Consider the following 14,321-nt stretch of genomic DNA (forward strand, 5'->3'; position numbering starts at 1 on the left):
TTTATCTCCAGTCGCCGCGCAATTCTTTCACTTTTTCTTGCAAAATAATTGGTGTTACCTGATCTGCTGACATTACATCACCAACCACCAATTCCAGTTTTGAAAACGGGCCACGACTAAACGCACGTTCAAACGGATTAGACCTGCCACGAGAAAAAATACTTCCCCACAGACCGCGTAATGCCATCGGGTAGACGGGAACCGGTGAGCGGTCAAGAATTTTCATTATGCCTCCTTTAAACTCATTCATATCACCAGTATTGGTCAACTTACCTTCAGGGAAAATACACAGCAACTCCCCTTCATGCAAAGCCTGGGCGATGTCAACATAGGCTTTTTCCATAACCCACTGATCCTCTTTAGCAGGTGCGATGGGAATCGCTTTTGCCGTACGGAATATCCAGGACAAAAACGGAATTTTAAAAATACGATGGTCCATCACAAAACGAATTGGACGCGGACTACATGCCATGATCACGATCGCATCCATGTAACTGACATGATTACAAACCAAAACCCCCGCACCATTTTCCGGAATGATTGAGGCGTTCACCGTTTTCACTTTATAGACGGTCTGTATCAGCAACCACGCAATAAAGCGCATCAAAAACTCAGGAACAAGACTAAAAATGTAGATCGCAACAAAAGCGTTCAGTACCGCAGTCGCCATAAAAATTTGCGGGATAGTGAAGCCTTTGACCAGCATCGCAGACGCCGTTAAAGATGCCACCACCATAAACAAGGCATTCAGAATGTTCATTCCAGCGATCGTACGGGACAAATGTTGCGGATCACAGCGGGTTTGAATGACCGCAAATAATGGAACGATGTAGAAGCCGCCAAAAACGCCAAGCATCAGAATATCAAACAAAATTCGAAGACTTCCGGTTTGCTCAACAAAATGCCAGATATCAACTGCACCAGAATTTGTATAAGACGTGCTGGCAAGAAATAACTCAAACCCAAACACGGAAAGACCAATAGCACCAAAAGGCACCAGACCAATTTCCACCTTATGGCCAGACAATTTTTCACACAATAAAGAACCTGAGCCAATGCCAAAAGAGAACACCGTCAACAACAGCACGAAGACGCTGTGATCGCCGTGCAAGTAGTTTTTTGCATAGAGCGGAAATTGTGCCAATACAATCGCACCGTAAAACCAGAACCACGAATTTCCTAACAGAGACAAGAAAACCGGTCGGTTTTGTTTGCTGAATGCAATATTCCTTATCGTTTCGCTGATAGGATTTAAGTTGATCGGCAATTCAGGCGCAGGCGCAGGAGAATACGGAATGCTCAAACTAGTCAGATAGCCCAGAATCGCAATAGCGACAGTACCAAACGCGACGAGCTCGATGCCCCAAGATTGATGAACCACCAACATGGCACCTAAAATCTCACCTAACAAGATGCCGACGAACGTTCCCATCTCGATCAGACCATTACCACCAATGAGCTCATCGGTAGACAAATGTTGCGGCAAATACGCATACTTGACTGGACCAAATAATGTCGAGTGAATACCCATACCTGCGATACCCGCGATCAACACCCACAGACTATGAGTCATCCAACCATAAGCGGCTAGGCACATAATGAAAATTTCCAGCAATTTAACCTTACGCGCCATTCCTCCTTTTTCAAACTTATCCGCCAATTGACCGGAAGTCGCTGAAAATAAAACGAAAGGTAGAATAAATAACCCAGGAATTAATTGATTCAGTAAACCAACATCTAATTTGGTCCAATTTAATGCATCAAAGGTCAAAATGGTTAGCAAAGCCGTTTTAAATACATTGTCATTAAATGCACCTAAAAATTGGGTCCAGAAAAAAGGGGCGAAGCGGCGTTGCGTCAGCAGCGAAAACTGGCTATGTTGACTCATAATTTACCTAATCAAATGAAACTTAAAGTGAAACAAATTCTAACGTAACTCACATCTTATAGGGCGATTCAATTGCAATATAGCCAAGCTATAAAAACATGGAGAATTGGCGCATTAAAGCGTAGCGTGGAACGCACAGATACTCACGGAAACTGAAAAAACGCGATCGCATGCTGCACCGGTAAAATCTCACAGGACAACTGCTTTGCAATCCGAAGCGCAGATTCAAGTTGCTCAGGCGTGGTACCCCACGGCCCCGGATTTGTCGTCACTTCATGTGAATAGAAAATCAACCAACCACCTTTGGATGCGGTTTGTTGTATTAGTTCAAAAATAGTGTCGGCGTCAGTGCTTTGTGCGTAAAGTGCCTGAGCACGTAAGGCATTCAAATCCGCTGTGCCGATTTGAGTACCGCCGCCGGTGATACGACTATAAGAAAAACGACGAGAAGCAGCGATTTTACTTGGCAAGTCATATGCGCCAAACGGAAAAGCAAAACCGACTTGTGGTAACCGATGCTGAGAAAAAAATTCTTGATTGCGCTGCCAATCGGCTTCTAGCGCAGCCAAACCCGTATTGGCGCAATTTGCATGAGAAAACGTATGACAAGCAATTTCATGGCCTCTTACCACCAGGTTCTGCAAATCCTGGACGGTGTGACAGGAATGCGATTGCTCTACGCCATCGGTTAATCCACCACACACATAAAAAGTACCAGTTGCCTGATAACGCTCTAAGATTTCTGCGCCCAAATGACATGCACTCGCTGGGACGTCGTCAAAAGAAAAACTGACGACACCACGTGACTTACCTAAGTTCAGATAGCGCTTGGCAACGTGCCGAGCAGCAAAGCGACTCAACTTTTTATACAAGAGCATCATCTGGCAATGGCAGGCGACGAACTCAGGTAATCCTGATACCTTTGCAAATTCATGCGGGCAGCACTTCCTGGTAAATTTTCATAGGTGTATTCGACACCTATTTTGATGACCGACTGACTAACATTTAACGTAGCAACATCACCGCGATTTCGTTCAAAATAACTATCGGCAAACAGACGAAAACCACGATCTATTTGATAACTGGCACCCAACCCAACCCGTTTCATTCTGGCTACCTGCGACGCGTTGCCAGTCAAGTTCACAATACCAGGAATATACACCTGAGAGCTATTTTGCATGACAGCAGATGCGTTAAACTGCAATTTATCTGAATACAACCACAATGCATCGAAGCGTACACCTTTGGTTACCACGTAAGAAATCGTCGGATCAACAATCGGAAATGGTTGATCAAATATTTGCGCATCGAGTCGCAATTGCGGTGTGTAACGGTAAGTACCTCGAACAATCGCGTTGGATAAATTGGTGTCGAGATTGCTGTACGTACTATAGCGACGACGTATCACCCCGATATGAGCACTGGTCGTTGTTTTAACACTGTACTGCCACTCGCCATCAAGATACAACTCAGTTTCTTTAAATTGTGTATCGTATTCAGGCTTGATCGCGCTGTTCACATAGGGAATATCGTAGATTTTCTCTATTTGATCCTGACTGCGATCAGTGTAGTTTGTAGTGGAGAAACGCATTCCACCCTCAACGCTTGAACCTGTCGGTGACATATAGCGTAAGCCTAATTGACGTCCGTCCTGCTTGTAATCATAAAGCTTATTGATAGGCAAATCGTAATACAGTTGAGTATAGAAAAGCTTAGGCATCAACCACCAGCTATCCGTCACTTTGATATTGACATCAAAACCAGCGATTCTATCGTGCTCGATATCTTTCTGCGACAAACTACCGTTGATGTAGTTAAACAAATGCTGGCCAGCACCCGCATTAATGCGACCGCTCAATAATTTACTCGCGACCCACTGAAAATCAGCATCTGCGCCACCTTGCAAGTGGTTGAGTGTGTCATCATGGATGTAGCGTCTGCCACCTAAGGAGCCGGTAAGCATCAATTTGGTATCGTTCGACAAGACCGGGATAATCACTCCGACTCGGATGTCCGCGCCCTCGACTGTATCGGTCTGATGGTGAATGATTTGCGCGCCATCCGACTGTCCGTCATAGTAACGAAACGGATTTTGGCTCTGGCTCAGCGAGGTCTCCATCTGCAACACTAATTCGTTGGTCGCATGCGCACTCAGGCTAAACAAAGCCACCAAGAGTAATGCAGCACTCTTTTTAAGCTCGAATTTATTTTGATGATGAACCAAAAGTTTCAATGCGCGCATCTGGCGTTTCCTATTCCGCTTGAACTACTGCGTTCTGGACTTGATTAGGAGCTAGACCTTGCGGGGTAAGACGAAATACCCTATCACAGCGTTTCGCTAATTCCGCATCATGTGTAACGATCACAAAGGCGGTACCTAGCGTCTCTGAAAGCTCCAACATCAATTCAAAAACCTGATTTGCCGTACTGCCATCAAGATTACCTGTAGGCTCATCAGCGAGCACACAGGCAGGTTGCGTCACCAATGCGCGCGCCAAAGCAACACGTTGGCGTTCGCCACCTGACAATTCGCCTGGCACATGCTTAACACGATGCCCTAGTCCTACTCTGTTTAAAATCGCCAGTGCTTGCTGCTGCGCTTCCTGGCGTGGTATCCGGCGGATCATCAATGGCATTGCAACATTATCAAGCGCAGAGAATTCTGGCAACAGATGATGAAACTGATAAACAAAACCCAAAGAACGATTACGCATCGTACCCCTTACGGACTCACTCATCGCGGCCAGATTTTCACCCAATAAATTGACCGTTCCAGCCGTTGGTGTATCAAGCCCACCCAACAAATGCAGCAAGGTTGACTTACCCGATCCCGAAGCGCCAATAATCGCTACCCGTTCGCCTTCATGCACACTAAGTTCAATATTCTTGAGCACTTGTACGGCTTCTACTCCTTCATTGAAGGTTTTACCTAAATTCGAACAACTTAAAACCGCTTTGCGATTTTGCAGATTGAAATTATTCATAACGCAAAGCCTCCACTGGTTTTACACGCGCCGCACGCCAGCTAGGATAAATCGTCGCAGCAAATGCCAGGACGATCGCCATGACACTGATTTGTATCACATCATTCCAGCGTAAATCAGATGGCAAGGCGCTAATAAAATATAAGTCTTTAGGCAATAAGTCGACCCCAAGCATGCGCTCAATGAAAGGAACGATCACGTCAATATTAAGGGATACCAACACGCCAAAGCCGATACCCAGAGCCGTTCCGACTAAACCAACTATGCCACCCTGTATCATAAAAATTTTCATGATTGAAGACGGCGATGCACCCAACGTACGGAGGATAGCGATATCCGCTTGCTTATCCGTCACTGTCATCACCAAGGTTGACACCAGGTTAAATGCGGCAACGGCGACGATCAAAGTAAGAATAATGAACATCATCGTTTTCTCAGTTTTGACAGCAGTAAAATAATTGCGATTTTGTTGCGACCAATCGCGGATCAACAAATCGCCGGTCAAAGTACGCGACAATTCCAGTGCGACCTTGGGTGCTGCCAACATATCTTTAATTTTCAGGCGCAAACCCGATGGTGATGCGAGGCGGAAAAATTTTTGCGCATCATCGATCTGCAAAAATGCCATACCCGAATCATATTCGTAATGACCAGCTTCAAATATACCCACCACGTTGAATGCCTTGATTCTTGGCAGCGTGCCAGCTGGCGTTATTTGTCCGTCAGGAGCTGCGAGACGTATTTTATCGCCGACATTGACGTGTAAGGCTGCGGCCAAAGCTGAACCTAAAATAATATTAAATTTACCCGCTTGCAGGTCAGACCATTTACCGACTTTGATCTTCTCAGCGACTTCAGACACTTTAGATTCCTGATCGGGCAAAACCCCGCGCAAGATAACGCCACGCATTGCATCGTCACCGATAATCATCGCCTGACCATCAACATAGGGTGCAGAAGCCAGTACGGATGAATTTTTCTGCGCTTGCAAAGCTGTTGCTTTCCAATCAGGAATAGCACCACTTGCATCAAAAACTTCTATATGCGCTAAAACAGATAACATCCGGTCGCGTACTTCTTTTTGAAAGCCGTTCATCACCGATAGGACGATAATCAACGCTGCCACGCCTAAAGCGATTCCAGCCATGGAGATCATGGAAATAAACGAGATAAAACTGTTTCGGCCACTACGTCGCCCCGCACGGGTATAGCGCAGGCCAACCAACCATTCAAAAGAGAGATTTTTCACTACAAATTTCATTTCAAAAATTAAAGCAGCCAGCAGTTTGCCACACAAAAGTTGATCATGATAGACATTTATTCAATGAAATCATGAGCTTAAACACTGCCTTTTTTACACCAGTAAAATGAGTGCCTCGTTTAAAGAGTAATCTCTATGTAACACAAATGCATCCGCAGCCCGGCTATCAACCTTGATTACTGAACTGCGGCAACGAAGCTTGTGGCATCGCTCTCAAGAAACGGAGAAGGATTAAATCATCTTATTCAAATAACTTTTGAACGCTCATTCAAATTGCATCTTTTTTTATCTTTGAAAAATCGAATCTGACTGATTCGACATATTCAGGCAAGAGTGTCACATTGCCGACGTCTCCACTCGTCGACAACATCACCCATACTTTTAATTTGATCGTTTCGTATCCAAAGCATAAAAGGACGATCAAACTTAAATTCCGCCCCACATTCGGAAAGTAAAAAACGCCGGACGTTTTGCGTGTTTCTATAGTCCTGATCTACCATAGTTTCTCTGCTAATTTGACCGCCATGCCAATCGAATTTCATTTGCGACTCCTTGACAATTTTGAAAAACACAAACAATCAGCTCACCCCCATCCTCATTATGATGGCACAACAACATAGCATAATAGCAAGCCAGTCATTTGACCACAGCAAAATACTCACCTGCAAGCAAAAGCCATGGAAACCCCGCATAAATCAAGGCGCTCCCCTTGCTTGCCGGTTTACCCTACAATGGCGGATATGAATACTTTAGAACTCATTTTACCCTTTAGCATCCCTCCAGCCGGACTAGAGAAAGATTTATTAAAAGCCATGCACGCACCAGCCCTGGCAAAACTGATCGCACGCTCACGATCGAAAGTACTGCTCACTGGCGAAGAATTTTCTAAAGCATTGGCACACGAATATTTGTTAGCTGGCGATCTGGATACAATTGATTTCTCCAGCAGCCCGGCAACCGCATGGGACACTATGCAGACCAACGGCGTAGCACCGCGAACAGGTTTCTGGTTTAGTTTACAGCCAGTCCACATCCATTTTGCACGTGATCATTTAGTTTTGATGGATCAGCGGCGACTGCAAATAACGGAAGATGAATCACGCCAGCTATTTGACCTTGCAAAAACGGTTTGTAATGAATTTGAGATGGAATTAGTGTTTGGCGATAGTCATACCTGGTTTTTAAGAAGTGATGCCTGGTCCGGTTTAAAAACTGCGACGGTTGATGCCGCATGTGGCCACAACATTGAAATCTGGATGGCGCAAGGCGAACATGCCCGGGCATGGCGTAAGCTGCAAAATGAAATACAAATGCTGTGGTTCTCACACCCTATCAATCAGCAACGCGAAGAAAGTGGCCAAAACACGATTAACTCGGTATGGCTTTCTTGCGGCGCAGGTAAGCCATCAAGCTGTGCAAAAGCGATCACGCGCCATGCAAACATGGGGGAGCTCAAGAGCCATTCATTGCCATCAACTGCTTCTGAAACCGTCATTCTTGATTCACTCACTGGGCCAGCAATGAACAGCGACTGGTCGTATTGGCTAGAGCAAATGCACGAATTGGAGAGGGAATATTTTATCCCCTTACTCAATGCCTTACAAAAAAATGAGTTACAAGAATTCAAGCTCATCTGCAGTGATGCCAGACAAATTGTGCAATTTACGTTGACACCTTGGTCGTTGCGTAAGTTTTGGATTAAGCCATCGTTGAGTAAATTATTTGCGGTGAAAAACGTATGACGCGAATTGCAACCCGTCCCTACAATCAACGCGAAGCCGAGCGTCTCAAACAAAATGGTATGCACCCTGTGCTGGCAAGACTATACGCCTCCCGTGGTGCGATCTCAGATAGCGATCTTAATACGGATTTGGCATCTTTATTAGCACCGTCCGGCTTACATCAATTAGATCTGGCAGCATGTTTTTTGGCAGATGCCATTGCGCAAAAAAAGAAATTAGTCATTGTCGCTGATTACGACTGTGATGGCGCAACTGCCTGCGCTGTCGGTATCCGTGGATTACGTATGATGGGTGGACATGTTGATTACATCGTCCCTAACCGTTTTGAATATGGCTATGGCTTGACGCCAGAAATCGTTGCTCTGACCGTCAAAGAGAAATCCCCTGACGTCATTATTACTGTCGATAACGGCATCGCCAGTGTTGATGGCGTAGCGGCAGCAAAAGCAATGGGTATCCCTGTCGTTGTCACAGATCACCATTTACCGGGTGATCAGTTGCCAGACGCAGCAGTGATCGTCAATCCTAATCAGCCTGACTGCGGTTTTTCAAGCAAAAATCTGGCGGGCGTCGGCGTGATTTTCTATGTCTTATTGGCTTTGCGAGCTGAAATGCGACGTAGAGGCATATTTGACCAACATAGCCAACCGAAACTCGATAATCTGTTAGATCTGGTTGCATTAGGCACAGTCGCTGACGTTGTCAAACTGGACGGCAATAATCGCATCCTTGTGGCGCAAGGTCTCAAGCGCATGCGCTTAGGACGCATGTGCCCCGGTCTTGCCGCCTTGTTTCGGGTTTCTGGTCGGGAACCGCGAACAGCGAACCCCTTTGATCTTGGCTTTGCTTTAGGTCCGCGCTTAAACGCCGCCGGTCGGTTGGCGGATATGTCTTTGGGCATAGAATGCCTGACCACCGATGATGAGTCACTCGCCTGGGAAATTGCGCAAGAACTCAATGGCATCAATGCAGACCGCAAAGACATAGAACGCGAAATGCAGGATGTAGCACTACTCCACCTGGATACTTTTGAACCAAGCTCCAGCCATACTATTACTGTTTATGACGAAAACTGGCATCAGGGCGTCATTGGCATCGTCGCTTCCAGATTGAAAGATAAGTTTTACCGCCCCACCATTACGTTTGCACCAGGAGACGATGGACTGATCAAGGGTTCCGGACGTTCTATACCAGGCTTCCATTTACGCGACGCCCTCGATCTAGTCTCAAAACAAGCTCCTGGTCTGATCCAAAAATTCGGTGGCCACGCAATGGCGGCGGGTCTCACCATGCGGCACGAAGATCTTTCTGCATTTCAACAGGCGTTTGAGGCAGTCGGCCAACAATGGCTATCGCAACTCCAACTCGAGCGCATTATAGAAACCGATGGGCATCTGGAAGAAGCTTACTTCACCACCGATTTTATCCAACTCCTGGCTACGCAGGTGTGGGGGCAAGGTTTCCCGCCGCCAGTTTTCTGTGATGAATTTAAGCTGGTCTCACAGCGTATTTTAAAAGAACGCCATCTTAAGTTAGTGCTTGAGAAACAAGGTGTCCGTTACGATGCTATCTGGTTCGGCCATACAGACGCACTGCCGGAGCGGGTGAATGTTGCGTTCAGATTGGATGCAAATGAATATAATGGTATTACGAAGGTTCAGCTACTCGTTGAACACATTGACTTATAAGCAATTTAAAAAATTTTGGAATGGTTGTTTAGCCGCAACCATTTCACGTAATTTAAAGCATTTTCCTCGGGGCTGTTTTACACTAAGTACAGCTTGCAGCCAGTCAACCTCATCGCTTTACGCATCATTTTATTTTTTGTATCTGATTTTTTGGCAGACCTACCTTAGATTTTCGAAACGGCTTTACAGCACAGCTTCTACGTCAAACATATTTGGCTATTTATCTAAAGGATTGCATCATGACTTCAGTCAAAATCCCGTTGCGGTACAAGTTTTTTGCTTCCCTGCTTGGCGTGCTTAGTTTTTCAGTTAGTAATGCCTATGCAGACGATGCAGACAAAACTTCCAATCTTAAAGTAAGCGGCTTTCTTTCTATTGTCGGTGGTCGGACATTTAGCGGCGAATTACCGGCAAACTACGCTGGCTCGCCTGTAATCAATGGCACAAGCTGCCCATGCTACACCGCTGACTGGTCAAACGCAGGTGTATACAACAATAGTTTTTCACTGCAACAAGAGTCGCGTGCAGGCATACAAGCAAGCTATGCACTCACCAAAGATTTTATTGTAACTGGTCAGGTCGTTGTTCGGGGTACCGACTCCACGCCGAATGTACAATGGGCCTACGCCAGCTATAAATTAAATAATGAATGGGAAATTCAGGTAGGCCGCAAACGCATTCCCCTTTATTTCTATTCCGACTTTCAGGATATTGGTGTTTCTTATCCATGGGTTAGCCCACCGCCGGAGCTATATGGCTGGGAGGTCACCAATTACAACGGTGCCAGTATCCGTTACCGGACCAGTGTAGGGGATAACAACCTCGCCTTTACTGCGTTTGGAGGTCGCGAAAAAGCTAACGACTCTTTATATGAAAAGCTAAATTACACTGGAAGAACCGATGTAACATGGAGCAATATACTCGGCGCCGATGCACAGCTTGAACGTGGCCCTTTGACCGTTCGCGGCGTCTACGTGCAAGCCGATGTCCATGTGGTCAATGCACTCAATGCACTCGATAGCAGCGCCAAGCTAGAGGCATATGGGGTTGCCGCGAATTTAGATCTGGATGACTGGTTTATTTTAAGCGAACTGACGCAGTTGAAAAGAACCTTTACTAATGCTGGTTACACTGTTACGGCCCCAGCCTACACGATAGGCGCTGGGTATCGCTATGGCTCCTGGACACCGTTCATCAACTATGCCAGTTACAAAGAAAAATCCTCCGACCTCACTCAATACCAACCACAATCTTACAAACGTACTTCCGCCACTCTTCGATATGACATCGACGCCAAAAGTGCCGTCAAAGTGCAGTTAGATAAAAATCAGGATGTCACCAATAACTATGGCGGCAACGTCAACGTATTCCGCATCTCTTACGATCGACTGTTTTAACAAGCGCACATCAACACCATCAAGCAATGGAAAATGGAAAACAGAGTGCAAGGCTTGTCCAACATTTGGTAACGAAGGAAAAATGATGAAAACGCGACTATTGGTTTTATTGACATTAACGTTGACAGCTCTGCCCTCTCTGGGAGAAATTGTGGTTGTCACTAACCCAGCGAATCCTGCAACCCGCATGCTACCAGATCAGGTTGCCCAGTTTTATTTAGGAAGCTCTACTATTTTTACACCGCTCGATCATGCAAAAGATTCCTCTCTGCATAAAGAGTTTTATGAAAAAGTCATAAAGAAAACGCCAGCACAAGTCGAAGCGATCTGGGCAAAAGCCTCGTTTTCAGGCAAAGGAAGTGCACCAAAAGAATTTGCGAACGACGCAGCGATAAAAAAAGCAGTAGCCGCAGAGCCGACATCTCTTGCATATATCGACAAGGCTTCTGTTGACTCCAGCGTAAAAGTTCTCCTGACGATCCCTTAAGTCACAAATTCGTCAAACTTGCATCAATCCAGGCGTAAATACTCATTGCCAATGCACTGATTTTACGCCTGAATGCTATCTCAACATCTTCGATGCTTTGACCATTTTGCTGACACATCGCTCCTGACAATTCCAAGTTATGATTTCCTGCAACCAGCTTTAGCGCTGTCTTGCCTCCCAGATCAATGGCTAATTGATTCGCCAAAGCAAGTTTGCAATGAGGATCATTATCCCCTGCAACTAATAATACCGGACGCGCTTCCGTAGCCAGCAATGGATAATGTTTTTCCTCCTCCTTGGCGCACAAAGGGGTTAACAAAATCGCTCCCAACAAATCCTTATCAGAAAGGCTCAGAGCCCAATGAATAATCGAATAAAAACTGGTTTTCCATGCTTTTTTTCGAATAATGATTTACTTGATTTAAATTTCGCTCAACTGACAACACTTTATGAAAATATTTGTCGCATCAGAGGAACCAAAGTAACATAATATTTGTCAATTGTAGCTATGCAAATAATGTTTCTATTTGCACTAGTTAAAATTTGTTCGCTTCGGTTGCAGAGTGATTTGATTATCGGTAAGAGCTCGAATTCTGTGCTTAAACGCTCGCAATCGAATATAAGAGACCGACGATTTTTATTTTCGCCGTGATGGTAAAAATAGTGATCATGCCATTAACATTCAGGAGACCCCAACAAGTGAAAGCTAAAGTATTGAGCGCGATCGCGCTAATGATCGCTGGTACTGCCAGCACAACCCACGTCTACGCCGCAGAAACAGCAAAAGCTGCTGCGCCTTCTGTTCTTCTGTCCGGGATTGACAGTCAATATGGAGATAAATCTGTTAAAGCACAGGATGATTTCTATCGCCATGTCAATGGTGGCTGGTTAAAAACCGCACAAATTCCAGCTGACCGTTCGTCGGCTGGCGCATTTATGGACTTACGCGAAGCGGTTGTACCACGACTGCACACAATCATCGAAGGTCTTTCTAAAGCAAAAAATGCAAATGGTACTGATGCTCAGAAAATCAGTGATTTGTATGCGAGCTTCATGGATACTAAGCATATTGAATCTTTGGGTTTGAAGCCACTTCAGTCAGATTTTGCAAAAATCGATGCATTTAACGATAAAAAGCAATTGCCAGCGTTAATGGCTTGGATGAATATTAATAGCATTAACGTCCCATACGACATTCAAGTTCATCAAGACAACAAAGATTCGACCAAATACGTCTTAGATATTTCGCAATCCGGTCTCAGCCTGCCTGATCGCGACTATTACCTGAAAGATGATGATGCAAAATTAAAAGATACGCGCGAGAAATATCTCAAGCATATTGAAAAAATGTTGACAATGGCTGGCGACAAAGATGCAAGTAAAAATGCGAGTGCTATTCTTGCTTTGGAAACTGAATTAGCTAAAATTCAATGGACCAAAGTAGAATTACGCGACCCGATCAAGGCTTACAATAAAGTTGAACTCAGCAAATTAAACGAAGTTACTCCAGGCTACGACTGGGATGCCTACCTGAGCGATTTAGGTGTTAAAGGCAAGATTGATTATCTGATCATCGGACAACCAAGCTACCTCACAGCAATGAATAAAGTGCTGATTGCAACGCCGATTGACACTTTAAAAGCCTATTTCAAATGGAATTTGCTGTCTTCAGCATCGGGCCAGCTACCTAAGCAGTTTAGTGAAGAAAGCTTTGCATTTTTCGGCAAAATTCTGCGCGGTGTTCCTGAACAAGAAATTCGCTGGAAACGCGGTGTACGCCTCGTTGACGCAGGTATGGGCGAAAGCTTGGGGAAAATGTACGTAGATAAATACTTCCCAGCAGATAGCAAAGCAAAGATGGAGACGCTGGTCAACAACTTGCTTCTGGCATACAAAAACAGCGTTGGCACTCTGGATTGGATGAGTCCGGAAACCAAAAAAGAAGCTTTGTCTAAACTGTCTACCTTCATGCCAAAAATTGGCTATCCAAATAAGTGGAAAGACTACACCTCCCTGCAAATCACCAAGGGTGACGCAGTTGGCAATTTACGTGCAATTCGTAGTTTTGCTGCAAAGACAGAACTTAACAAATTAGGTAAGCCTGTCGATCGCGAAGAATGGGGAATGACACCACAGACCGTCAATGCGTATTACAACCCAGAGATGAATGAAATCGTCTTCCCGGCAGCGATTTTGCAAGCACCATTCTTCAACCCAAAAGCGGATGATGCAGTGAACTATGGTGGGATTGGCGCTGTTATTGGTCATGAAATCAGCCATGGCTTTGACGACCAAGGGGCACAATACGACGGCTTAGGTAATTTACGTGACTGGTGGACGAAAGAAGACCACGAAAAATTTGCCACCAAAACAGCTGCATTGGTTAAACAGTACAGCAAATTTAGCCCAGTACCGGGTTATAACGTGAATGGTGAATTGACTCTGGGCGAAAACATTGCCGACAACTCCGGCATTTCGATCGCTTACAAAGCATATCAATTGTCCTTGGGTGGCAAACCAGCACCGGTTATCAATGGCATGACTGGCGATCAACGCTTCTTCATGGGCTTTGCACAAGTATGGCGTGGAAAAATACGTGAACAAGAAGCGATTATTCGCATCAAAACGGATCCTCACTCGCCAGGTGAATTCCGTGCAAATGGTGCATTACAAAACATGACGCCTTTCTACAAAGCGTTTGATCTTAAAGAAGGCGATAAAATGTACCTACCGGCATCTGAGCGCGTATCGATTTGGTAATAAATTGATCTTCAGTAGTGAGTTTACTCAATCTCTGAAGATCACTTGAATGACAAATAAAGCCGGTACGTATTTTGTAAATACGTACCGGCTTTTTCCTTTCAACAAACAATC

General features: G+C 45.1%; 12 protein-coding genes. 5 read left to right on the forward strand and 7 right to left on the reverse strand.

The window, feature by feature from the left end; translation table 11 throughout:
* Position 1: 1 nt before the first annotated feature.
* The 6 genes from ACO0KY_RS06665 to ACO0KY_RS06690 all read right to left on the reverse strand — a co-directional run bounded on the left by ACO0KY_RS06665 (position 2) and on the right by ACO0KY_RS06690 (position 6,675).
* A complete protein-coding gene (locus ACO0KY_RS06665; RefSeq protein ID WP_423044957.1) occupies positions 2–1,888 on the reverse strand; it encodes an MFS transporter in 1,887 nt (628 codons plus the stop codon).
* 143 nt (positions 1,889–2,031) lie between these two features.
* On the reverse strand, positions 2,032–2,766 hold the full coding sequence (locus ACO0KY_RS06670) for a polysaccharide deacetylase family protein (protein WP_423044958.1): 735 nt from the start codon (positions 2,764–2,766) through the stop codon (positions 2,032–2,034).
* Entirely contained in the window at positions 2,766–4,130 is a 1,365-nt protein-coding gene (locus tag ACO0KY_RS06675) for a hypothetical protein (protein ID WP_423044959.1), read from the reverse strand. Before ACO0KY_RS06675 ends, ACO0KY_RS06670 begins: the two co-directional genes overlap by 1 nt.
* A gap of 10 nt (positions 4,131–4,140) precedes the next feature.
* Entirely contained in the window at positions 4,141–4,872 is a 732-nt protein-coding gene (gene lolD / locus ACO0KY_RS06680) for a lipoprotein-releasing ABC transporter ATP-binding protein LolD (protein WP_423044960.1), read from the reverse strand.
* Entirely contained in the window at positions 4,865–6,133 is a 1,269-nt protein-coding gene (locus tag ACO0KY_RS06685) for a lipoprotein-releasing ABC transporter permease subunit (RefSeq protein WP_423044961.1), read from the reverse strand. Before ACO0KY_RS06685 ends, lolD begins: the two co-directional genes overlap by 8 nt.
* Positions 6,134–6,456: 323 nt before the next feature.
* Positions 6,457–6,675, reverse strand: a complete 219-nt coding sequence (locus ACO0KY_RS06690) for a DUF6434 domain-containing protein (protein WP_423044962.1) — start codon at positions 6,673–6,675, stop codon at positions 6,457–6,459.
* A gap of 198 nt (positions 6,676–6,873) precedes the next feature.
* Here ACO0KY_RS06690 and ACO0KY_RS06695 point away from each other — a divergent pair, with 198 nt between their 5' ends.
* The 4 genes from ACO0KY_RS06695 to ACO0KY_RS06710 all read left to right on the forward strand — a co-directional run bounded on the left by ACO0KY_RS06695 (position 6,874) and on the right by ACO0KY_RS06710 (position 11,447).
* Positions 6,874–7,875 (forward strand): hypothetical protein, encoded by a 1,002-nt coding sequence (locus ACO0KY_RS06695; RefSeq protein ID WP_423044963.1) that lies wholly within the window; start codon positions 6,874–6,876, stop codon positions 7,873–7,875.
* Positions 7,872–9,563 (forward strand): single-stranded-DNA-specific exonuclease RecJ, encoded by a 1,692-nt coding sequence (gene recJ, locus ACO0KY_RS06700; RefSeq protein WP_423044965.1) that lies wholly within the window; start codon positions 7,872–7,874, stop codon positions 9,561–9,563. The genes ACO0KY_RS06695 and recJ overlap by 4 nt, the downstream gene beginning before the upstream one ends.
* Positions 9,564–9,802: 239 nt before the next feature.
* A complete protein-coding gene (locus tag ACO0KY_RS06705; protein WP_423044966.1) occupies positions 9,803–10,960 on the forward strand; it encodes a hypothetical protein in 1,158 nt (385 codons plus the stop codon).
* An 85-nt stretch (positions 10,961–11,045) separates the two neighbouring features.
* The gene (locus tag ACO0KY_RS06710; protein ID WP_423044967.1) at positions 11,046–11,447 is read left to right on the forward strand and encodes a hypothetical protein; all 402 of its coding nucleotides are present in this window, start codon (positions 11,046–11,048) and stop codon (positions 11,445–11,447) included.
* Between the two features lies 1 nt (position 11,448).
* Here the strand turns inward: ACO0KY_RS06710 and ACO0KY_RS06715 are convergent, their stop codons facing one another.
* Positions 11,449–11,766 carry a hypothetical protein gene (locus tag ACO0KY_RS06715; RefSeq protein WP_423044968.1) on the reverse strand — a complete coding sequence of 106 codons (318 nt, stop codon included), beginning with the start codon at positions 11,764–11,766 and terminating at the stop codon, positions 11,449–11,451.
* 380 nt (positions 11,767–12,146) lie between these two features.
* Here ACO0KY_RS06715 and ACO0KY_RS06720 point away from each other — a divergent pair, with 380 nt between their 5' ends.
* Positions 12,147–14,207, forward strand: a complete 2,061-nt coding sequence (locus ACO0KY_RS06720; RefSeq protein WP_423044969.1) for a M13 family metallopeptidase — start codon at positions 12,147–12,149, stop codon at positions 14,205–14,207.
* Positions 14,208–14,321: the final 114 nt, after the last annotated feature.

Origin of the sequence: Undibacterium sp. Dicai25W (assembly GCF_049340505.1) — a bacterium.
Classification (GTDB): domain Bacteria; phylum Pseudomonadota; class Gammaproteobacteria; order Burkholderiales; family Burkholderiaceae_D; genus Undibacterium; species Undibacterium jejuense.